The sequence below is a fragment of the Xylella taiwanensis genome, from assembly GCF_013177435.1.
Classification (GTDB): Bacteria; Pseudomonadota; Gammaproteobacteria; order Xanthomonadales; family Xanthomonadaceae; genus Xylella; species Xylella taiwanensis.
In genome coordinates this window covers 719,373-742,418 of record NZ_CP053627.1, presented here as the reverse complement: position 1 = coordinate 742,418, position 23,046 = coordinate 719,373, and the positions used below count along the sequence as shown (strand labels likewise).

Below are 23,046 nucleotides of genomic sequence, written 5' to 3'. Positions count from 1 at the left end.
AATAACCCTACCTTACCCGCATGTGATGGCGAGTATAGCAGCGCTCATCTGCGGCGGCATGGACGAGGTATCACATGACACTACGCCCCTACCAACACAGGATCGTTGATTTCATTCTGACCCATCCGCGCTGCAATCTGTTTGTGCCGATGGGCCTGGGCAAGACGGTGTCGACGCTCACCGCCCTAGATGTGCTCATCCTGGCCGAAGCGGTGACCCCCATCTTAGTTGTGGCCCCGCTGCGCGTGGCCGCGAGCACCTGGCCGGATGAAGTGGCCAAGTTCCCGCACCTGCGCCACCTGCGCGTGGCCGTGGCCGTGGGCAGCGCCGCGGTACGCCGCCGTGCCTTGCAGCAGCAGGCCGATATCTACTGCATTAATTACGACAATCTGAAGTGGATGGTGGAGTTTTTCGGGGAGCGCTGGCCGTTTCGCACCGTGGTTGCCGACGAATGCTCCAAGCTGAAAGGTTTCAGACTGGGGCGCGGGACCCAGCGCGCCCGCGCCCTGGCCAAGCATGTACATACCAAAGTTGAACGCTACATCGGCTTGACCGGCACCCCTGCGCCTAACGGGTTACAGGATCTGTGGGCGCTACTGTGGATGGTGGATCGGGGCGCACGCCTGGAGAGTAGTTTTAGCAAGTTCACGGATAGATGGTTCCGCCCGATCCGCATCGGCAGCGATCCCCACGCCGTGCGCGTGGTGCCCACACCCAACGCCTTTAAAGAGATTCAAGACAAGGTGCGTGATGTGTGTCTGTCGCTGGAGCCCGGCGACTATTTCGACCTGCGCCAGCCAATCGTGAATACCATCCGCGTCACGCTGCCGGAGCATGCCAAGCGCATGTACAAAGCGATGGAGCAAGAAATGTGGCTGGCGCTGGAATGTGGCGCTGAAGTTGAAGCCTTTAACGCGGCCAGCAAAACGATCAAGTGCTTGCAACTGGCCAATGGCGCGGTGTACACCGACGCCACACGCCGCGCCTGGGCCGATGTCCACGACGCCAAACTGCATGCCCTGGACGCCATTATCGAAGAGGCCGCCGGTATGCCCGTGCTGGTGGCGTATCACTTCAAAAGCGATCTAGCCCGTTTACAGCGCGCCTTCCCTCAAGGCCGTGTCCTGGACAAACACCCCGACACGATCAGGGACTGGAACGCCGGACATATCCCCGTGTTGTTCACCCACCCGGCCAGCGCCGGTCACGGACTAAACCTTCAGGACGGCGGCAACATTCTGGCCTTCTTCGGTCACTGGTGGGACCTGGAGCAGTACCAGCAGATCATCGAGCGCATCGGCCCCACACGGCAGGCCCAAGCCGGACACAACCGCCCGGTGTTCATTCACCACATCATCGCCGCCGGCACGGTGGATGAGCTCGTCATGGCGCGCCGCGAATCCAAACGCGAAGTCCAAGACCTATTACTTGATGCCGTGAAAAGGAGGGATTCGCTATGAAAAAGCAGCAAGGGTTTCATTTAATCGAACTCATGATGGTGCTTGCGATTATTTCCATTCTCGCAGGTACCTCTGTGCCGATGTATCAGCATTACGTCGCTAAATCTCAAGTCACGGCGGCCCTGGCTGACATTACGCCTGGGAAGATAAACACCGAGATACGTATGGCACATGGAATGCCGCGCACCAGGCTTGCCAATGATATTGACCTGCGTGCCGTCACGACGCATTGCCACCGCATTGATGTCATTGTCGAGGTTGCCATCACGCAGTCCTATACCGACCCAGACGGCCATCCCAGAGTAGGGAGTGTGAGCGCTCCTGATTCAAGCATCACCTGCACGATTCATGGCAATGCGCAGGTCAACAATAAAATCATCCAGTGGATTCGTATCAGCGATGCGCATAACGCCAAGTTTGATGATGCGGGTAATGGTTTTGACGGCCAATGGTTCTGTGTCACCAACGTGGATGAAGCGTTCAGGCCAATACGCTGCAAAGCCTCTCTGCCTGCAATGAATAGCTGGGCGTAATCCCTATCAGGGCCTTTGCAACACCGAACACATAGCACGTTGAGGAGTCCGCTAATGACTGAGCACCGAGCAAAACAAATACGTAACACAGGTCCCGCCATCGGCTTATGCCTTTCAAGAAGTGAGGTGTCCCAGTTGTGCGGGACACCGCAGCGCACTCGACAAGCGGCGTTTCTTAGAAAGAATGGCATTCGGCATTATCTGGATGCACATGATTGGCCGGTTGTCCTGCGTGCAGCCATTGACGGGGTGTCACCTCCGGTGGCGGTTCCGTCTGTCTGGAAGCCTAACAAGGTTGCTTGATGGGACGTAAACCAACCAAAGTAGGCGCGATTCCAAGATTCCGCGTGCGTCGTCAAAAGTCCGGTGTGGTGCATTACTACTACGATCATGGCGGCAAACCCCGGAAAGAGACGCCCCTGGGCCGCGACTATGGTTTAGCCATCAAGCGTTGGGCTGAGCTGGAGCGTGAGCAGATTGCTCCTGCAATTGCAGTCACATTTCGCCATGTCGCCGACCGTTACCGCGCTGAGGTGCTCCCCACCAAGGCATTCAACACACAGCGCATACAGCTTCGCTTCCTAACTTCACTCCTGGAGTTTTTCGATGATCCCCCAGCGCCGTTTGAGTCCATCAAGCCGGTGAATATCCGGCAGTACCTGGACTGGCGCACCTCAAGGGTGAGTGCCAATCGTGAAATATCGGTGTTTTCGCATCTGTGGAATTGGGCGCGGAGTAAGGGCATCACGGACCTTCCTAACCCTTGTGGGGGCATCCGCCGTCACAAGGAACGCGGACGTGACGTGTATGTAGACGATGCGACGTACCGTGCGGTTTACAGCGCCGCGGATCAAACGCTGAAAGATGCAATGGACCTTGCCTACCTGACCGGGCAACGTGTGGCCGATGTGGTCGCGATGGATGAGCGGCAGCTCATGGATGGGGCGTTGGTGATTCGCCAAAGCAAAACGGGGGCCAAGGTAGCGATTGAAATCTCTGGTGAACTAGCAACCTTGCTGGATCGGATCCTCGCCCGCAAGCGCGGGCTGAAGCTGCGTAGTACACGTTTGATTGTGGATGCAAAAGGCCTGGAATTAAGTTGTTCAGGATTACGCTACAGGTTTAATAGCGCGCGGGCTACGGCGGGGATAGCGAAGGACGCCTTTCAGTTTCGGGACCTGCGCGCCAAGGCGGCGACTGACAAGGCCGATTTGGCCGGGGACATTCGTCAAGCACAGGCACAACTGGGACACGCATCAGTGACGATGACAGAACATTATGTGCGTAAGCGCAAGGGAACCAAGGCCACGCCCACGCGGTGAATTGCGGAGCGATACCACTATTGCGGAGCGGGCATAGCTTTGCAATTCATTGATTTTATTTGGTTTAACAATGAAAATCGAGTATGGTGCAGTTCTGGACATGCAACATCACCACCATGCCGACCATCCTCAGTCCAGCAACGATGATTGCAACCATAGTCCACACTGCCATATCCCAAGCATCGATTCTGCAGCTGGGGCAGTGTACTGGCCACCGCATAGCGGCAGCGAACACGGCATATTACCGATCCACTGGACCACATGGTGCGCACATATAGCCCAGCCACCACCATCGTCACGTGCAAATGAGTAACTTAATACAACACCAGAATTCGCCCCACACCCGACACCGTCGCACAAACTACACGCTACCGCTACAGGAAGCCGCCCAAGGCAGGTCGTCAGCATCATGGAGCCTGGGAACATCAACTTGCACCCACACTCCTCAGACAAGATGCTTAAGTCATCAATGAAATCATCAGGCTAATCACGCCAAGCGCTCATATGGTCAGCGAGGACATTAAGCAAATACTGGACATAGGCCACCCTCTCCACCAACGCCATAGACAGTTCGATCAAGCACAACCATCACGGACTTCTGCAACATGAAATAGCTGAAGCACTGGCGCCACACCTGCAACATCACCCAAGATAGCTACATCGCAAGCTCAGGTCATTGGATGACTCATGACCAGAGTGCAAAAGGGATAACACGCCGCGCACATCCACAACACACTACATTAAGGCATCAGCCAAACGTGCAATGCCCTCACGGCTGCGACGCCAAGCCGGACGTTGCTGCCACTCGACCAAGTTAAGCTGGCGCGCATTAGCTAAATAATCACTCTCCACTTCACGCAACCGAGACACAATCTGAGAGTCGTAACAAATCATGCCAATCTCCGCGTTAAGCGCGAACGAACGGATATCTAAATTAATCGAGCCGAACAATGCAATATCCTCGTCCACGCTCAGATGCTTGGCGTGCAGAAAATGGGGACGATATAGTGCGATTTTGATTCCGGCACGCAGTAACTCCTCGAAATACGCCTCCTGAGCCCAGGCTATCAGGGACTGGTTATTGCTCTCAGACAAGATCAACTGCACGTCCACTCCAGACGTGCCGGCAATACGCAACGCACTGAGTGTAGCCTCATCAGGTACAAAGTACGGTGTCACCAGCACAACGCGTCGCCGTGCCAGGTGGATCATTGTATTAACCGCATCACGTGCATTCTCATACGGGTAAGCCGGCCCACTGGCTACTAATTGGGTCGGCACATTCTGCACGCACACGGGAGCATCGAGCCGCATCTCCAAACGTTGACCAGTTTCAACAAACCAGTCACTGAGAAACACCGCCTCCAGATGATTTACCGCAGGACCGCACACGCGCGCGACCAGTTCACGATTAGGGAAGTGAGGCACGAAATCTGGACATGCCAAATTCTGCGAGCCGATATAAGCAACACGGTTGTCGATCACAGCAATCTTACGGTGGTTGCGCAAATCCATACGCCCACTGCGGCGCCAGCGCAACCCACCAGGCAACATCGCGTGAACCTCGACACCGTGTGAGCGGAGACACTGCCGGTAGGCACGCAGACCGCGTTTAGCACCAACGGCATCCAGCAGCAACCGGCAAGACACGCCACGCGCCGCGGCACGCTGCAACGCAGCCACCACCGCATCGCCAACCGCATCGTCAAACATCAAGTAATACAGCAAGTGCACGCGTTCGCGCGCACCATCAATATCATTGATCAACAGACTCAATGAAGCATGGTAGTCATCCAATAGCTCCAAGGCATTACCGCGTGTTGGCATGAAATCACCCTGATGCTCAACCAACGGCACCAATTCCGCGGCAACGCTATTCTCATGAGGCTGCCAGCGCAACTCAGTCAACCCACGCTGCCACTCACGGATCACTTGCGAAGCCAACGCCTGGCGCAACACGCGCTTGCGTGACAGCCAAGGATGGCCAAGCGCTAAGTAAAGCGGCAAGCCAAGCACCGGAACAAAACCAATCAGCAACAGCCAGCTGCGTGCAGCACTAGGGGTGGTTCGCGCTGGAATCCAAAGCAACGCAGCCAAACGGATGATCCAATCCAATGCAAACAGCCAAGCTCCTTCCATCCAAACCGACAAAGAACTTTCCTCAGCACAAAGTTAGGATGGCCACATCACAGAATCTGTTCTGACTCAGAACCAAGTACACAACGAACCCCTGACAGCAACCAACACAGGGATGCGCCATACCACCTAAGAAAACACCAGCTCGGCTTTACAACAAGTTCCCAAAACAAGTAGGAATCCAGCAATCACTTGATCTTGCCTTCCTTGTAAATCACATGCTTACGGGCCTTGGGATCATACTTTTTAAACTCAAGCTTCCCAGGAGTGTTCTTTTTGTTCTTGTCAGTCGTATAGAAGTGACCTGTATCGGCCGAAGAAATAAGGCGTATCTTGTCGCGCTTGCCTGCCATGATGGATGACTCCTTAGACCTTCTCGCCGCTGGCGCGCAGCTCGGCAAGCACGGCATCAATGCCATTCTTGTCAATGGTACGCACGGCGGAGGTGGAAACACGAAGTTTAACCCAGCGGTTCTCGCTGGCGACCCAGAAACGGCGCTTGTGCAGATTCGGCAAGAAGCGACGGCGGGTCTTATTATTGGCGTGGGAGACGTTGTTACCCGTCTGCACACGCTTGCCAGTAACTTGGCATACGCGTGACATTGCGCACCTCAATTCGTTAGTGAGTCCGGCCACCACAGCCGGGCCCTGACAGTGTCCCCCATGATCTGAGAGACGGCAGTCCCGACGGCACGCAGTCCACCACGCGACATCGGGAATCAAACACTTATGCTGCGACAGAGCAGCCCGGGGATTACACTCCCGCGCCCCATACAAACCGAACACAGCAAGCTGCCCATTATGTGCGGCTATCCCTTACATCGCAAGCATTTAGCGAAACATAGCGGAATTTTTGCTAACCGCAACAACGGCGACATAGCAAATCGGACAGCAGGGCACTAGCGATCAACACATCTGGCGAGGCACTAACGAAACCTCGCATTCATACCTAAAACGCTCCCTACGACGCACCTGTAAACATCATTGAAAGCTCCCCAGGTCCAAATCAGGGTGCAGTCGGAGAAAAAATCAAGCTGCTCCCCTCAGTTCAGCAACGCCCTAATCCCATCGCTCTCAAACAGCAGCACATGCAGATGCACCAAATTCCAAGCAATCTGCGCAGCAATAGCCACCACGTTGACACCAACCACAGTCACACTCAGCACCGTGCAACACACCATTGCAATACTGCAACTGCACATCAGGTTTTGGTTCAAACGTATCTGCAACTTCTTTATTTATCTGGTAACGCTTCACAAAGCAGCCGCCACGGTCCACTCATCTTGCACAACATGAAGACCACCTGGCACCTCTTACGTTTCACCAGCATACGGGGCCGCCTGGAGGAGAGATAAACGACTTGTCTTCCTGGTGTGCTGACACCAAACGCACCCCAACACCTTCAAAACGGTGTGTGATCCGGAGCATCTCTGAGATAAACGCTTACTGCTGCTGTCACGCATCGGCAACCACACCCCAGTGGTCCTTATTCCCGTGAATCATCCTCCGCCTGAATCCACTATGTGTTGGACGTCAAGCATTCCTGGCTGTCAATCCGGAGCCTGCACCAATAAGCATCAAGCAGCAATATGCCCCTTGGCTGATGGTCAAAAACATCATACAACGCGTTTCCATCGGCCAACCTATGTGACCGCTTGCGCCGCTAGCAGCTGTCATCGACGGTAAAGACCGCATTCCAAAGCCAATGACTAACATTATTGGATGTCCCGGCAACCGCGCCACTGAGCAGTCAAACAGGCAGGTCACCTCCGACATGCAATCATCCAATCATGCCTACCACGCACCCCTGAACAATGAAAGTCAGGTACAAATAAATCGCTTGAATCACATCTCACTTCATATACATCAATTCATTGCCATAAGCGTGCGACGTTTGTTCAGAAGAGACTTCACCTTCACCTGAAAATTCTTGGCACAACATCAAAACATCCAGAAATACGGGTGTCACATTGAAATGCCGCACCGCAGCTGCTGCTTCAGTGCAAAGCACCGCAATGCAGCAATCGACTGCTTACTCTGAAACCAATCAGCAATCAAACCAACTCGCTCGTATCTTTTCTGATATCTCGAAGTGCCCTCCTCAGTCCAGAAACAAGCTCAACAATCGCTCCAGTGGCTCATGCTACGCGCACCCGCAAGTACAACAGCGGGATGAACGACTCCTGCAACCCTATAGAAAACAATCCATAGCGATCCAGCACACCACTCAATAGCCCAAAGCAAGAAACGAGACCATCGAAATAAAACCTAGGTGATACTGACAACAATGAGCTCACCCAAACTAACAGGGCCCGCTTGTAACCTCCTACAATTTCGACTCTTCACCTTCAAGCCGCAACGATGACCGCCACCCTAGCCGATCCGTTAACACTGACCCGCCAATGGATCGAGCGCGCCGTCATTGGCCTTAACCTGTGCCCATTCGCCAAGGCCGTTTACATCAAGCAACAACTGCGTCTGGTACTGAGTGACGCAACCACGCCTGAAGCACTCCTAGAACATCTGGCAAAAGAATCACTCCTGCTGCGTGACACACCCGCCGAACACATCGACACCACACTCATCGTGCATCCGCACGTCTTAACCGATTTCCTCGATTACAACGACTTCCTCGACCATGTCGACGCGATGATCCAGGCACTAAATTTACAAGGCGTGTTGCAAGTGGCCAGTTTCCACCCGGAATACCAATTCCACGGCACCGCATCGGATGATATTGGCAACTACACCAACCGCGCCCCATACCCAGCTCTGCACCTGCTGCGTGAGGAAAGCGTGGACCACGCCGTCGCCGCATTCCCGGATCCAGACGTCATCGTGCAACGCAATCTTCAAACACTCAAACGTCTTGGCCACGCAGGCTGGCAACGAGTGCTGGCTGGCACTGACATGGAATGAACCACATTGCCGCACAGCAACTTCATTGAGAGCGAATGGCCCCACGTGCCTATCAACCTTGGTGACATCCGTCGCACTGAACGGACGCACCTCAATATGCACTGGCATGCACACACCGTGTTCAAACTCCAGCGTCGCCTCAATAGACTGTCCAGCAACACATCGCTTACCAAGCGACATCAACACCACATGGGTGCTGCCAGGCCGCAATATCACCTGACCGTGTGGCGGCATCTTCAAGCCTTGGTCGAGCATGCACATGTGGAACACCCCATCTAATTCGCACATCTCATGTCTTGCAACATGACGTACCACTGACGATTCCACCGCACCCAAGGGCAACGGCACATCACCACAGTTCTGCAACGTCATGTAGCCAGCGGCGACAGACACTGACGGCGGAGTGGCACGCACCCAAGCTCCACATCCGTCAAAACCGCAGCAACGGAATGCACATCACAGGAAGCGGCCCCAGTGCACATCCTCAAACCAATAACACATGAGAACAGCAGAACAACCGAGGTCTTCATAAGCGCTTCCCACACTACTTAACGGATAACGTGTGGGACGCACTTCCCCCAACAGGGGCAAAACGCAATACCAGAACAAACATCAGCACACCGGGCCATCATGCTGCCAACGTGGCACTGCACAGCACACTCCAGGTTCTGGAAAAGGACAACCAGAATGCTGACCGCATCATATGCAATGCAGGCTATACCGAACTAAAAGTGATACAGCACTGAGCACTGCGAACAGAACCCACCCACATCACTGACACAACCAACGTATACACAACACAAGACGGACAACGAACCAATCACATCTACCACACACGACCTGAAAAAACGCTCAGACATCGAAGCACACTTCCAACAGGCGCTGCACCTCTATCAATGAAGCAACAATCCGGTGCCCCAACGCGCGTACCTGGGCATCCGGCATGAGCAAATCAGGCACCTGAATCGGCGTCATGCCAGCAGCCAACGCAGCACGTACTCCAATCGGTGAATCTTCTACCACCAAGCAGCGCGCCGGAACGATGCCAAGCGTGTGCGCCGCCAACACATAAATATCTGGCGCTGGCTTAGCATGAGCGACATCACTGGCCGTACACACCGCGTCGAAACGCCACAATAAGCCGGCTGCATTAAGCTTACGCAACGCCAGCGGGCGCCGCGTCGAAGTACCAACCGCGCACGGTATACCGCGTACGCATAACCATTCCAATAACGTGATGATGCCGGGCCGGTGCGGCACCCCCATGGTCACCACGGCGTCATACAAGGCATCACTGCGCGCCAACAACGCTGCAGCCGACACAGCACCAATCCGTGCGGCCAGCAGCGCGTGACAGGCGGTATCACTCATCCCGACCATCTGCATCCAGTAATCTGGCTCGATCTGCTGCTCAAGATCGGATGCCGCTCGACGCCGGCATTCGATACTCGCACGCTCGCTATCAAGCATCAGCCCATCCATGTCGAAGATCACCGCCTCAGGCACGAATGACAGCGGAGCAATCACAGTCATCGGTTCTCCTGTGAAAACAGCATGGCAAGATCACGGGCTTCAAGCACACGCCACTGCCCTTCCGGCAGGCCATCCAGCACCAGGCCACCGATACGACTGCGATGCAGCGTTTCGACACGGTTTCCCGTTGCACCAAACATCCGCCGCACTTGGTGATAACGGCCCTCATACAACGTCAACCGTACCCGGCATGGCCCCAGTACATCCAAATCTGCTGGTCGCAGCGGCTTCGTATCTCCATTCAGCAATAATGTGCCGCTGGCGAACAGCGCTGCTTCATCCCCCCGCAGCGCTTGCACGAGTGTGGCCTCATAAACCTTGGGAAGATGTGCCTTGGGTGAGATCATCCGGTGCAACAGTGCACCATCATCGGTCAGTAACAACAGACCACTAGTATCGCCATCAAGCCGGCCAACAGTGGACAGCAACGGCGAGCGCAAACGGAAGCGGGGTGGCAACAAGTCATACACCAATCGTCCCGTGTCCTTGGTCGAACAGATGTAACCGGCAGGCTTATGCAGCATCACCGTCAACCCGGGCGGCGGATCTAACGGTTCACCATCAAGACGGATCGTGGGGTGCTGTACCTGGTCGTCGGCATACAACACTTCGCCCTCGCAATTCGTGACACGACCTTGGCGAAATAGCCAGGCAACCTCCTTACGGCTGCCATAACCAAGATTAGCAATGTACTTAAGTAGTTTCATGCGAACCTGCTATGCGCATCATGCCGAAACTCGCGTTGAACGTCTGCCCGTATAGTAAATGGCACAAAGAATCAACTGCGTGACTGTGATGCCTGTGCGACCGCGGCGATGCAACATTTAACACATATCAGGCTGGCAACCTTGACACCCTAGGATGTCTCACGAGTGAACATCGATACCGCCGCTGTCATACCAGTGAAATCCGAGCATGGGCACAACACACAGCAACTTCACATGACACCGTGCCAACATCAGCACACACGCCTCGTATGAGGCCAATGGCGGTGAGTATGCAAGCAACGGTGCAGACGATCCACATCAATACTCTCGACCCGCACCAAGGGAAACAACACGGCCCATACAACCAGTCGGAAGATACTCGACCAGCAGGACTGAAGTCAGATCGACGCGATGCCAAACAAACAGACATGGTTGGCTGAAGAAACAACCGCCAGAATCGAGCGTACTGCTTCCAACGCCCCCCAACACACCTAATACATCGTGATCGCCATGCAGCGGTGCAGTCCAAAACATGCGGTCATGATGCTTGCTCAGCCATCCAGCAAGATCAATCAGCTGCGTAAGGTCAACATCGCCCACATGATGGCCACCTCAGTCAGTCACGTACCTCGTCACACTGGCACAGCAACAGAATAAAAATCAGAGCGTCATGGAGCGGATCAATGTCGATCACATCCTCGTCATACACGCGCCAAGCACTGCGTTCTAGTATCTGAGTCACTGAACGGATGCTGCGCACACACCAAAAGCGCGTCCACCCACATATTCACGCAACACCCCACCATCAGGTACATCGGGAAAACACTCACCTTACAAGCCAACTCGAAACACGCTGCACACATGGAAGCAACAGCGTTTGCAGCGGAGGATCCTGGGCGGCAGACATAACGAACCCTCGGAACGCGCATCTAGCATTCCAAGAACTGCGCAAGGTCACCTCCTTTACGGCAAGGTGAACGAAACATTGATACATGCCAAACATCCACGGGCCCAGTAAGAAACCGTCATCAAGGAAATAAACAACACTTGCATCTTTCTTTTCGATAAACGCACTGTTCCATGAGCCACCACGACTGCCTTCAAGAGGATTGGCAGCAATACATCCCACGTTGTTGTCACGTCTCCCCCTATACCGGGGTGAGTACACAAGAAACTGCCTACTTGTCGAAACGCTGCTGCATCGCTATCACAGCGGTATCACTGATGCAATCTGCACGAACGCCGCTATGACATCCACGACAGTCGACAGTCACTGGGGCGTCTGGACATGCGTGTTCCAAGCGCTATCGCAACAAGCCAACAACACGTATGCAATGATCGCTTGGATCATCGTCAAGACCTTGCATCGCCGCAACGTGGTTTGGCTATCGGCGATGACAAGATGGCTTACCACGTCCTCGGACATTGGAACTATCAAGTGAGTAGCTATTCCTATGTGACTGAGGTCGAGTAATGAAATACCGTAAAACGAGCGCTGATCACATCTTAGAGATACGTCTGTACAGCCGCCTCGATCTGAGCCAGCGACTGAAACCCAAGCAAACGCGAGACCTCCAGACCATTGTTGAACACTCCCAGGGTCGGAGTTTGCCGCAGCCCCAAACCACGGAAAAAATCCTCGCCGATCGTCTCCAGGCGGATCTTCAACACCACCACACCAACGGCTGCTTCGGTCGCAGCAAACTTGTCCAGGGCTATGTCGAGCATACGACAGCCAGGACAATGGTCCTTATAGAAGTCCACCAACAGGCGCGCATGAGCCTTCAGAGCAGCATTGAATTCGTCAGGCGACGTAGCGGTAATGATCTGCATCGGAATCCGTCTTGCACTGATTCATGACTTGGTCGGTCCATTCAACAATGGCACGCACATCGCGCTCGCCATGAGGCATCTGTTCGATCAAGAGACGTGGGAATCGGCTAGCGAAGAAATCTGCGATCCGGTGCACCGCACCACAATAATACTCGTGCCCCCATTGTGTTTCGCCCGTACCAAAGACAGCGACACACGCTGGCTTGCCAATCAGCTCTAATAATTCAGCAATGCAACGCTTCATCTCAAACGGGGTACGACCACCGTTATCGGTCCACGTACCAAACAGAAATAACGTGTAGGTACGTGGATCAACATTTTGTCCAGCAAGCGTCTGTAGGTCGGTCTCGATCCAATCTACGGTATGGCCTCCCTCCTCACAGCGCGCGGTGACTACACGCGCCACTTCGCGTGTGTTGCCGCTGAGGGAAGCAAGAGCCAGAAGAATTCGCATGGCAGCAGCAACTATAAGTCGTCAAAGCCATTGTCGAGGTTAGTCTTCTTGTAGCTGGCATTACGCATCTCGAAGAAATCCGTTTTTGTCTCGGTGAAATTATCTGCATAAGCCTTGATCCAAGGCATGACGTTATCAGTGGTCTCGGTGTACAGCTTCTCGATACCAAGCATGCCGGCCATTTTATTGGCGCGGTACTTCACATAGCGAATCATCTCCTCTACGTCGATACCGTCGATGCCATCGAGCACCTCACCAGTCCACTGTGTTTCTAGCTCAATCGCGTGTGCAAATGCTTGATGGACGTAGTCGGTCAACGCATCCGTTTGCAATTCCGGATTCTCGCCAACGATGGCACGAATCACCTCGCTGATGAACTTGGTGTGGGCCAATTCATCACGGTTGATAAAGCTGATGATCTTGCCGGTGCCCGTCATGCGGTTCTGCCGCACCAAGTTGTAGAAATAGGCAAAGCCAGAATAAAAATTAATCCCCTCAAGAATCGAGGATTGAACTAGCGAGCACAGCAGGGTCTCAGCGGTCTTTTCACGGATGAAGTCGTCGTATGCCTGCATGATTGGCGCGTTACGCTTGAGAATGGTCGGATGAGTCCGAGCGATCTCAAATACGCGATTCTGGTTAGCCAAATCAGTGATCGAGGCCAACACATAGCTGTAGCTCTCGTTGTGGATCACCTCTTGCTGACCGATGATCGCTGCATTGGCATGCGCCGCCGGGTCAGTGATGTATTCAGCAACGTTGTAGATGAAACGTGTCTGTGGTGAATCCAATGTTGCCAGCAACCCGATGATCGCGTCATAAGCATATTTCTCGCGCCCCGACAGTTCGCTGTATTGGCGCGCGTCGACCTTCATATCCACCTCATCCGGGATCCAGAAGTTGGTCGACAACTCCTTGTACGCCCGGTAGAAGGATGGGTACGGAATATCGTTCCAGTTCAGGATGCCACTGGTCTTACCGTTAATAATCCCTGTCGAACGGTTAGGATTGCGTGGTTCCAGGATCTTAATGCGATCAAGTGAGATAGCCATGTTACTCATTCGGTCAAACTAAATGGAGGACACCGGTACAAGATCGATGTACTACGAATTCAGACGGCAAGCGCCATTAGCTTGAACACCACTCGCATTCGCTGATGTCGATGTCGTTAGAGCGAACGTAGTAAGTGGTCTTCAAGCCCTCACGCCAAGCCGTCATGTGCAGATCCAACAACGTGCTGGCACGGATAGTGCTTGGTACATAGAAATTGAAACTCAGCGATTGATCGACATGGCGCTGGCGGCGGGCATTCTGGCGTATGCTCGCAAACTGGTCGAGCTTGTAGGCTCCCTTCTCATAGTACGGCCACGTTTCCAGCGACAACCCGGGCGCCGCAACCGGACGGCGGAAATCCTTCTTTTCCTCGTAGTAAAACGCGCTGTAAATCGGGTCGATTGATGCAGTGGAGCCGGCAATCTGCGCCGTGCTCATGTTCGGCGCTACCGCCACCATATAGGCATTACGCACGCCATTGACGGCCACCTGAGCAGCTAATTCAAGCCATTGTGGGCTGTTGTAGTCACGCGCGCGAAAATATTCACCGGTTTGCCAGTCACTGCCGGGAAATACTGCGTAGGTACCCTTCTCCTTAGCCAATTCCATGCTGGCTTGAATCGTCAGGTAATTGATGCGTTCGTACAGCTCGTCGCTGTATTGCTCGGCCTCCTGCGAATTCCAGTGAATCGCCTGCTGTGCGAGCAAGTGATGCCAGCCGAAAGTACCTAAACCAATGGCACGGTATTTCTGATTGGTAATCGTGGCTTGTGGGACCGGCAGCAGATTCAAATCGATCACGTTATCGAGCAGACGTACCTGAATTGGGATCAGGCGTTCCAGCACGTCAGCACCAAGCAGATCAGCCTGCACCATGATCGCACGGCCAAGATTGATCGAAGACAGATTGCACACGACAAAATCGCCAGCCTGCTTGGTCGTAACAATCTGATTGCCGCTGATCATCTCCTGTATGAGCCGGGTTGGAGCCATGTTCTGCAGGATCTCAGTACAGAGATTAGACGAGTACACCATGCCGACATGCTTGTTCGGATTCTTCCGGTTCACTTCATCCCGGTAGAACATGAACGGGTTACCAGTCTCTAATTGGCTAACCATGATGCGCTTAAAGATATCAATGGCCTTGACTGTCTTACGGCTGATACGTTCGTCAGCAACAACGTCCTCGTACTTACGGCGGAAGCTGCCGTTGGGGTCACCCCTCTTCTCGTCATAGAAATCCTGCAGGTACCAACCTTTGACCCGCTTCACCTCGTATGGATCGAACAAATACCAATCACCGCGGCGTTCGACCGCTTCCATAAACAAGTCAGGAATGCAGACCGAGGTAAACACATCGTGCGCACGCAAACGCTGATCGCCGTTATTCAGACGCAGATCCAAGAATGCTTCAATATCGCGGTGCCAGATATCCAAATAAACCGCAATCGCACCCTTGCGCTGACCCAGCTGATCCACGGATACAGCCGTGTTGTTGAGTTGTTTGATCCACGGCACAACACCACCAGAAGAGTTAGGCACACCACGAATCATCGAGCCGGAGGAACGCACGTAACCCAAATAAGCACCAACACCTCCGCCATGCTTGGACACACGCGCAATATCGGTGTTGGAGTCGTAAATGCCTTGCAAGCTGTCGTCAACGGTGTCGATGAAGCACGAAGACAACTGGCCATTGATCTTGCCGGCGTTGCTCAAGGTGGGAGTCGCCACTGTCATGTACAAGTTAGACAGTGCCCAATAAGCTTCACCAACCAGTTGCATGCGGCGCTCGCGTCCACCTTTACCGGGACCGTACTCGTCCTGCATCAAATACAAGGCGATGGTGAGCCAACGTTCTTGCGGCAATTCAAAGACGCCGCGCGAAGCATCCGTCGCCAAGTAACGTGTTGCCAATAAGTACAAGCCGTTATAGGTAAACAGCTTATCGCGCTCAGGATCGATCATCTGACCAGCCTCGATCAACTCCTCCTTGGAGTAGCTGCGCAGGATGTCGTTGGAATAGACATTGCGGTCAGCCAAGCTCTCCTGCAAACCGACAAACGAGCCGTACTTCTGGCTAGCATCGTAGAAGCGATTGCGGCTGGAACGCTTGTACAAGCGACGCAGATACAAACGTGCCGCGAAGTACTCCCACTCCGGCGCGGTCAGGTCGACACGCGCCTCAGCCTCCCGGATCAATAGATCGACCAGGTCGTCGGCATTGACACTCTCCTTACGTTCAACGAACCCAAACACCGCACGCTTGTAGTCAGCCACGTCCAATTGTGGGAATTCTTCGTGGATCGTATCGATAGCGCACTCCAAACGCACCCGGTCGAACGGCATCCGGCGGTTACCTGCTTCCTTGGTAATCCAGGTAGAGACATTGACTTCTTCAATCATCCGGGTGTGCATTGTGGCGGCTTGGCGTGGCAAAGGAACGTCGTCCTCCAGTTCCTGGGCATGAAAGACGGAGACGGCAACACCGCTAGAATTTGGTAAAGAATCAGCGGTAGCCGCAGCAAGTTGCTCTTTGGGAATCATGCGTCCTCCATCGTGTGATGCACGGATCTACTCAACCTTTGAAGCAGAAACCAACTCAGGCAGGCCGGGGCAACAACGGTGGGATAGCCACACAACTCGCACAAGCAGGGCTACGAGCAGCATTCGCACACCGTCTATCCCTTAGGGAGACGCCAAAGCAGGCACCGCGTGTCGTGCTATGCACGCGGTTGTCGGCAGTTTTACGCAACGGAGACCGGCAGGCAGGAACCGCGCCGATTTAGCCGCCGCCTCCCGGGCGGACAGCCACGGGCGACAATCAACACTTCCCAATACCGCTGGGGATAGTCGTACCCAACCCTGTCAGGCGGGGTGCTATACCTCCAAGCGCTCCGGAAGATATGATATCAACCGAGGCCAACGACCACAAGATAATGGGGAAGAATGGCATCGTCAACACAAAATGCTGTGAAATCATCCAAACCTTTGACAAGCCGTGGGTTTTATTTTGCGCATCGCAACCTATCCACCGGATAACCACATCAATAGGTTGCACGTCAAGAATATTGGGAGCGTTTCACAGTCATCCGAAAAGTCCTTGACAGCACACAGGCCTTCCCAGCAACTGCTCAGCAATAACACGGAACAACTACCCACTCCTGCTCAAGGCAAGTCAGATGGCAAGAGATGCCAACCAATCCCAGATTCCAAAACTCGCAGATCGACTCCTGAAGCAGGAACGTCCACTCCGCCTGAAACAGTGTAAGTGTGATACCACGGTGAGGAATCGAAGCACGTCACAACAACACGCCCGGATGTCACGGTACAACACAAGCAATTCATAGAAGCAACCTGCCGCTCCGCGACAACAGCACATGTATCAACAATGCGACTGAGTACAGGAAGATCGCAAAGCACGGATAACCAAGGCCGTTATGCAAGCGACACAGCAACACCACCACACGCGCCTCTAGGAGAGGGCCACAATCCACCAGATGCAGATAATGCCCAGTTCATAAATTTCAGAAATGTCAGCCGCTAGTTGCGTAAACCCTAGATCAGGGCAAGCGTTACTGCACGTTCATCGGTCACCGGCAGGTCGCGACAAGCCTTCAGAATGGGCGAGACATGGGTGCAACTGATGACTCATCAGACGCAGGTCCAGTGGCGACTCAGCTTCACCACATGGGCACCGCAACCAAACACGAACAATGGGCAACATTACCAGCAATTAGTTCAAGCGCACCTTCAGCCAAATAATAGTCGGTTGCACAATCACGACCTCGATCCTGGCCTACGGCGCTGCAGCACGAAGGCCCATCCAGAATGGATTGCGCAGTTTGGCGTACGGGGTTGCCACCCCAGACAGCTTCAAGCACGTGTACCCGAGCTCGAACATACATTCGATATCACACAACAGCAACTTCAGCGTTACCATGCAATGCGACCTGTGATCAGTCACTGCTCAGCTAACCACACTGTCTCATCGGCGATAGTCGCAATCTGTATCGGCACGCATGGATAGACACTGGGTCGCTAGTAGGTTCAACTAACGCTGATCATGGTTTTCTATAACATCACTTACACGACTGAGGTATCAACCATAAAGTCCTCCGGAAAGTTCCGCGGCGTCTCAATCAAAGCAGTCTGAGCCTTACCAGTAGCGGACCAGATGGTTGAAGACACTCATTGCATCAACTTTGGCAGCCTAAATCGGCACATGCGCAGCGTTTATAGAGTGGTGATGCCACATCATACTGACCAAACCACACCGCAAAACACAGGCTTCTCACGCCAGTCAAACGTGTTGAGCAACACCCATTCAATTTCACCGAGGAAGCAAATGCAATGGAGACATTGACGATCGTCACCGCATCATTATCCAAGTGCTCTATCGCATGCGGCGACAACTCAGCCAAGGTTCCACCCAACTCGGTCAACGGTTTTATGGCCAACCTCCCAACCCCGCCAGGGATTGCTCACAATCGCAAATCGTCGTCCAGGAAAACAATCGCACCAGATCGGGGGGCTCGGCAGTAGAGAAGGGATCATCATAAGATGTCGATACGCAGCAGGTGAACACGGGCAAACATCGAAGAGTACGCCGCATCGGCATCAACCAGGAGCTAGGCATAGGCCTGCATGTACAGGTCAATGCTGAACCGGTGTTCGAATTTCCGTACTACTACTACTACTTGCTTATGAACTTATGCGCATCGTAAATCCACGCGACGTACAGATCGTTAACAAAGTAGATCGAACAAATGACTAAAACCTGCATCTATGGCGTCACCAAGCAAGACGACGGCTGAGAATCCAACCAAGCGGTCTATACCCATTCCACCATCGTGGTTGCAATAGGACTGGGTTTAGAGATTAGCGCCAGATAAATCGAAGCATTCAAGCGTGCATGCGGGGCAATCACAGCCAGGAAGTATGGACAAAAGATGCGTAAGTCCTTGGAGCGTGCAGCAACTGTGGCCCACACTGCCACAAAGCCAAGTCACTAGCCCCAATCCGGTAGCCAAGATCACCGTAACGGTTAAACCACCGATTTCTTTGTAAGAAGGACTGACCCAACCGACCGATCTTTACCGAGGAAGCCAGTCTCAAGCAGGTGTTGCACCACCTCATACCCAACCAGCTACCACCAACAATCGCAACTCAACCGAGACGGGCAATCCGTTATAGGTGGCAGGTACTTATGCGACACACGTGGGATTAAGCAGCGACAGAAATAGACGCCGCTCAGCTATCAACAGTGGTCAAACGCTTACGGTATTGGAAAGAGGACCACAGTGAAGCGGCGATTAAAGCCACGCCTATCAGGCCAGTCACTACCTCAGGGACATGATATACGGTACCGACCAGCATGATGATCGCAAGCATGCCGATCGCGTAATGGGCACCATGCTCGAGAAAAACAAATTCATCCAACGTCCCCTTGTGCACAAAGTACACAGTGATCGAACGCACGAACATAGCACCGATAGCGAGACCAAGCATAATGATGACGACATCACGGGTAATAGCGAACGCACCAATCACCCCATCGAACGAGAACGAGGCATCAAGCACTTCCAGGTACAGGAAAGCAGCGGCACCCGAGCGTTTCCCCGGACCCATCGCCCCATCCTGGCCGTCCAGCTTGAACAGCACATCGACACTGTCCACTACCAAGTACAGCAGGATACCGCCGAGACCGGCAAACAAGACCTCCTGAAACACTTCATAGGGTAAGAACAACTTGGTGCCCATCAGACAAGCGAGTGCGACAATCACTGCCATTGCCTCAGCATTGCCAAGCTTTCCGAGCATACGTTCGATCGGACCCAACCAGTGCAGTTGTCGTTCCTTGTCGAACAGAAAGTTGAGGAACACCAGCAGTAAGAACATGCCACCAAACGCAGCAATCGAAGGGTAGTGATCCGTCAGCACTTGGCTGTATTGCTCAGGTTGTTCCAACGCCAGCTTCATCACTGGAATCAAGCCCATACCGGTCGCGACCGCCACGATCACAATCGGAAACACCAGACGCATACCAAACACAGCAATCAAAATGCCAACCGTGAGAAACAGCTTTCGCCAAAATTCACTCATGTGCTTGAGAATGCCGGCATTAATCACCGCGTTGTCAAACGACAGCGAGACTTCCAGCACACTCAGTACTAAGCATAACCACAGTGCCTCCCAGACACCGAGAGCAGTGCTATGACCCCACCAGGCAGCCAAACCGAGGCAGAGGACGGTAACGATGAAAGAAATTCGGAAATCGCGGAGCATAAATGATCCAGAAGAACCAGAAGCAGGAACCAAATTCCCTTGCGTATGTGCTACTGCAACAGCACTTGAAAAGGAAAGCACAAGGCTGGCATCGCCCACACGCATAAGGTAGGCGTAACAGCGGGAAACAGAGCACACTGGACGGAAACACCGTGCCAGCCAAGTCGAAACAGGAACAGTCTAAAGGGATTGCCTAATGGGTGCCAGACACTGAACCGCAACTCAGAGCGAGACCCAAGCTGATCATGACTCCGTTTCACAACAGAAACCCAGCCATAATCAGTGCTGCTATTCACCTGAAGCCAGGACGACGTACCATGCAGGATTAATTCCGTGATTCTGAAGTCGACAATCAAGTGAGCAACACACGGCGGAAATCTTCGAGTAGAGCAAACGTTAAAAAGGAGCATCTCTCAACAGCATGAACTTCCGATACTACATAGCTGTCCAATAAATAGTAGACAAAGTCGGAGCAAGGTAACCCAGCCATGTCAAGCAAGGTAAACACTTTCACCCATTCAATTCACAAAATAATTAGCGCCTAGATCCCTAATGTAAAATCTTCGGTTACCAAAACTATTCAAATGCGTAGTGAATGACGCGCTGCAGAGCAATATTTAAAGCCTGCTATGTACGATGATGAAAGCGATCACCAGCCAGAGAGCGTCCCTACTCCGAATTGTGATCAGATCAGAAGAGGCTGAAGAGAAACGATCGGCTATCGAGAAGCCCCTAAGTCTCCTATAGAAACCAAACAAAAAGACGCTGTTATCGACTGCGTTACAATTGTGATTCATCAATGGTCACCTTAAAGCGCTTACGCATCATATCAACGTAAGCATGCACCGCTAGCGTACCCTCGATCTGACCAAGCTGTTGTCTAAGCATCGCCTTCTGCTCCTCCGGCAATTGAGTTAGATCCCCAGGGATCACCTTAGTGATCATAAACACAGCATAGCGACCATCGTCCAAACGCACCTTACCAACCGTCGGCTTGCCCGCAACCGGAGACAATGCCGAAAAGATTGCACGGTTAGCCGTGAGCGTCGGAACCGGTGCAGTACGTTGCAGGCCGTTAAAAGGGGTAATCTGCAACTTCTCTGTTTTTGCAAGCCCTTGTAAGCTTTCACCTTTCTGCAGCCGTGCTACCAGGACATCCGCTGCAGATGCCCCATCCTTGTCAACACGATCAGCGCGTACCGCAGCAATGACTCGCTCACGCACCTTATCCAACGGCAGCTGCTGCTCAGGAATGCGCGCAATCACGCGCAACACCACACTGTGATTTGGCTTAATCTGAATTGGATCGCTAACCCTACCCTCCTGGATGAAGTCCTCGCTGAATAACACACGCTGGACCGCCGAATCAGCAGCAATGCCAATAGCATTACGACGTGACACCGGGCCAAGCTTCCGCAATGGCAACCCCAATTGTGCAGCTGCTGAGGAAAGATCATTCGGATTTTTGACCAATAGATCCATCAGTTTGCCGGTGACATCGTTAAATGCCTTCTCAATGTCCTCTTTGGTTTGCTCTGCAGCAAGCTGGTCCCGCACCGCCTCGAACGGCAACCTCTTAGCAGCCTTAATGTCTTCCAGCTTGATCACGTGATAGCCAAATTCTGTTTCGATAGGGCCTACCACTTCTCCCACTTTCATTGCGAAGAGTGCGTCCTCGAAGGGCTTAACCATCATTCCCCTCTCCACCCAACCCAAATCACCACCAGCATCTTTAGAGCCAGGATCCTGTGAATTGATGCGGGCCAGCGCAGCAAAATCGGCACCTGGCTTGCGAGCTTCCTCAGCAAGTTTGGCAGCCTTAGCCTTAGCTACTTTTTGCGAAGCAGGATCAGCACTTGTAGTAATTAAAATATGCGCAGCCTTTCGTTGCTCATTTTGAACCCCCGCCCGCTGCAGGGCAGCGTAGCGTTTGCGAAGGACAACCTCCGCAGGCGTCGGCGCGGGTAAGTTAGCAGCATCCAAATCAACATACTCGAACGAAAGTGTCTCCGGCTGATGGAAATCATTGCGATGCGCGTCATACCACTCTTTGATCTGGGTATCACTGACCTCAGCCGTATCAGGGTTCAACACCGGCAAAGTCACTAGATCAACATTGCGAGTCTGGCCAAGTAGTGTGAGTATCCGCTCCGATTCTGTGTTCGGTACGAACCCAGAATCAAAAATCGCGCTGGGAATCATGGATAGCTGCATCATGCTGCGCACATAACTCTCGTACATCTGCGGGGTACGCATCGTCGGCCCCTGTGCCAACACCATACGATAGCGATCTTGATTGAACTTGCCTTTAATCTGGAAACGCTGATCGTTAGCAATAATGTCGCGCACTGCCTCGTCATTTATCACCACACCAGCGTCCTCAGCTACTAAACGCATCACATGCTCTTCGATTAACTGGTCCAACAACTTGAGCTTATTATCGAGGGTCTCGAACTCACGTGCATCGAAGCCTTCGCCCTGCTGGGCACGCTGCTGCATGCGCGCCTGATCAAAGCGGCTCTGGAACTCTTGCTTGCTAATCTCTTGGTGCTGCCACAACAACGATATCGGCCACAAAGCCGGTGCCGACTTCCACCAAGTCGGCGAAACCTTTACCTGGGCTACTTTGTCCTTGCCACCACCCCCTATGTAGCGAACGTCGATCACAAAGAGGAAAGGGATCACCAATAATCCGATGATCGCGGTCGCAATCCACCCAGATGTTTTTTCACGGAGTTTTTGCAGCATTAGATATTTGAGAATCGTAAGATCTGAGAGCGTATTCTAGAGTTTAACTTGCTTCAAAAC

19 protein-coding genes and 1 pseudogene are annotated in these 23,046 nt (G+C 53.2%); 6 read left to right on the top strand and 14 right to left on the bottom strand.

Annotation, left to right across the window (positions count from 1 at the left end; all coding sequences use genetic code 11):
• The first annotated feature begins 74 nt into the window (after nt 1-74).
• Genes PLS229_RS03110 through PLS229_RS03095 form a run of 4 tightly spaced genes read left to right on the top strand, consistent with a single transcriptional unit; the run spans nt 75 to nt 3,315 of the window.
• Nucleotides 75-1,460: a DEAD/DEAH box helicase gene (locus tag PLS229_RS03110; RefSeq protein WP_114867068.1), complete on the top strand. Its 1,386-nt coding sequence runs from the start codon at nt 75-77 to the stop codon at nt 1,458-1,460.
• Nucleotides 1,457-1,993: a pilin gene (locus PLS229_RS03105; protein WP_038273354.1), complete on the top strand. Its 537-nt coding sequence runs from the start codon at nt 1,457-1,459 to the stop codon at nt 1,991-1,993. The genes PLS229_RS03110 and PLS229_RS03105 overlap by 4 nt, the downstream gene beginning before the upstream one ends.
• A gap of 54 nt (nt 1,994-2,047) precedes the next feature.
• Complete coding sequence (locus PLS229_RS03100) at nt 2,048-2,296, top strand: DUF4224 domain-containing protein (RefSeq protein WP_081755423.1); 249 nt, start codon at nt 2,048-2,050, stop codon at nt 2,294-2,296.
• On the top strand, nt 2,296-3,315 hold the full coding sequence (locus PLS229_RS03095; protein ID WP_038270998.1) for a tyrosine-type recombinase/integrase: 1,020 nt from the start codon (nt 2,296-2,298) through the stop codon (nt 3,313-3,315). The genes PLS229_RS03100 and PLS229_RS03095 overlap by 1 nt, the downstream gene beginning before the upstream one ends.
• A gap of 735 nt (nt 3,316-4,050) precedes the next feature.
• On the opposite strand, the gene cls is transcribed toward PLS229_RS03095, so the two are convergent.
• The 3 genes from cls to rpmB form a co-directional block, all read right to left on the bottom strand.
• Nucleotides 4,051-5,454: a cardiolipin synthase gene (cls, locus tag PLS229_RS03090; RefSeq protein WP_038270996.1), complete on the bottom strand. Its 1,404-nt coding sequence runs from the start codon at nt 5,452-5,454 to the stop codon at nt 4,051-4,053.
• Between the two features lie 185 nt (nt 5,455-5,639).
• Entirely contained in the window at nt 5,640-5,807 is a 168-nt protein-coding gene (gene rpmG, locus PLS229_RS03085) for a 50S ribosomal protein L33 (RefSeq protein WP_171898073.1), read from the bottom strand.
• A 10-nt stretch (nt 5,808-5,817) separates the two neighbouring features.
• Nucleotides 5,818-6,054: a 50S ribosomal protein L28 gene (gene rpmB, locus PLS229_RS03080; protein ID WP_038270994.1), complete on the bottom strand. Its 237-nt coding sequence runs from the start codon at nt 6,052-6,054 to the stop codon at nt 5,818-5,820.
• A gap of 1,758 nt (nt 6,055-7,812) precedes the next feature.
• Between rpmB and PLS229_RS03075 the strand changes: the two genes are divergently transcribed.
• Entirely contained in the window at nt 7,813-8,370 is a 558-nt protein-coding gene (locus PLS229_RS03075) for a DUF1415 domain-containing protein (protein WP_038270993.1), read from the top strand.
• 147 nt (nt 8,371-8,517) lie between these two features.
• Here the strand turns inward: PLS229_RS03075 and PLS229_RS12670 are convergent.
• The 5 genes and pseudogenes from PLS229_RS12670 to PLS229_RS12415 form a co-directional block, all read right to left on the bottom strand.
• Nucleotides 8,518-8,742, bottom strand: a pseudogene (locus PLS229_RS12670) (copper chaperone PCu(A)C); the annotation flags it as partial.
• A 480-nt stretch (nt 8,743-9,222) separates the two neighbouring features.
• Entirely contained in the window at nt 9,223-9,903 is a 681-nt protein-coding gene (locus tag PLS229_RS03070) for an HAD family hydrolase (protein ID WP_038270991.1), read from the bottom strand.
• Complete coding sequence (locus PLS229_RS03065) at nt 9,900-10,610, bottom strand: pseudouridine synthase (RefSeq protein ID WP_038270990.1); 711 nt, start codon at nt 10,608-10,610, stop codon at nt 9,900-9,902. The genes PLS229_RS03070 and PLS229_RS03065 overlap by 4 nt, the downstream gene beginning before the upstream one ends.
• Nucleotides 10,611-10,928: 318 nt before the next feature.
• Nucleotides 10,929-11,144, bottom strand: coding sequence for a class I SAM-dependent methyltransferase (locus PLS229_RS03060; RefSeq protein ID WP_152536602.1), 216 nt, complete (start codon nt 11,142-11,144; stop codon nt 10,929-10,931).
• Between the two features lie 82 nt (nt 11,145-11,226).
• Complete coding sequence (locus PLS229_RS12415) at nt 11,227-11,352, bottom strand: hypothetical protein (protein ID WP_267903172.1); 126 nt, start codon at nt 11,350-11,352, stop codon at nt 11,227-11,229.
• 546 nt (nt 11,353-11,898) lie between these two features.
• Between PLS229_RS12415 and PLS229_RS03055 the strand changes: the two genes are divergently transcribed.
• Complete coding sequence (locus PLS229_RS03055) at nt 11,899-12,084, top strand: hypothetical protein (protein ID WP_038270988.1); 186 nt, start codon at nt 11,899-11,901, stop codon at nt 12,082-12,084.
• Nucleotides 12,085-12,116: 32 nt separating this feature from the next.
• Here PLS229_RS03055 and PLS229_RS03050 read toward each other — a convergent pair whose 3' ends face one another.
• The 6 genes from PLS229_RS03050 to PLS229_RS03025 all read right to left on the bottom strand — a co-directional run bounded on the left by PLS229_RS03050 (nt 12,117) and on the right by PLS229_RS03025 (nt 22,986).
• Nucleotides 12,117-12,443 (bottom strand): thioredoxin family protein, encoded by a 327-nt coding sequence (locus PLS229_RS03050; protein WP_038270987.1) that lies wholly within the window; start codon nt 12,441-12,443, stop codon nt 12,117-12,119.
• A complete protein-coding gene (locus tag PLS229_RS03045) occupies nt 12,415-12,897 on the bottom strand; it encodes a flavodoxin (RefSeq protein WP_038270986.1) in 483 nt (160 codons plus the stop codon). Before PLS229_RS03045 ends, PLS229_RS03050 begins: the two co-directional genes overlap by 29 nt.
• A gap of 11 nt (nt 12,898-12,908) precedes the next feature.
• On the bottom strand, nt 12,909-13,949 hold the full coding sequence (locus tag PLS229_RS03040; RefSeq protein ID WP_038270985.1) for a ribonucleotide-diphosphate reductase subunit beta: 1,041 nt from the start codon (nt 13,947-13,949) through the stop codon (nt 12,909-12,911).
• Between the two features lie 76 nt (nt 13,950-14,025).
• A complete protein-coding gene (locus tag PLS229_RS03035) occupies nt 14,026-16,497 on the bottom strand; it encodes a ribonucleoside-diphosphate reductase subunit alpha (protein ID WP_038270984.1) in 2,472 nt (823 codons plus the stop codon).
• A 2,706-nt stretch (nt 16,498-19,203) separates the two neighbouring features.
• Nucleotides 19,204-20,238 carry a DUF475 domain-containing protein gene (locus PLS229_RS03030; protein WP_038270983.1) on the bottom strand — a complete coding sequence of 345 codons (1,035 nt, stop codon included), beginning with the start codon at nt 20,236-20,238 and terminating at the stop codon, nt 19,204-19,206.
• 780 nt (nt 20,239-21,018) lie between these two features.
• Complete coding sequence (locus PLS229_RS03025) at nt 21,019-22,986, bottom strand: peptidyl-prolyl cis-trans isomerase (protein ID WP_038270981.1); 1,968 nt, start codon at nt 22,984-22,986, stop codon at nt 21,019-21,021.
• Nucleotides 22,987-23,046: the final 60 nt, after the last annotated feature.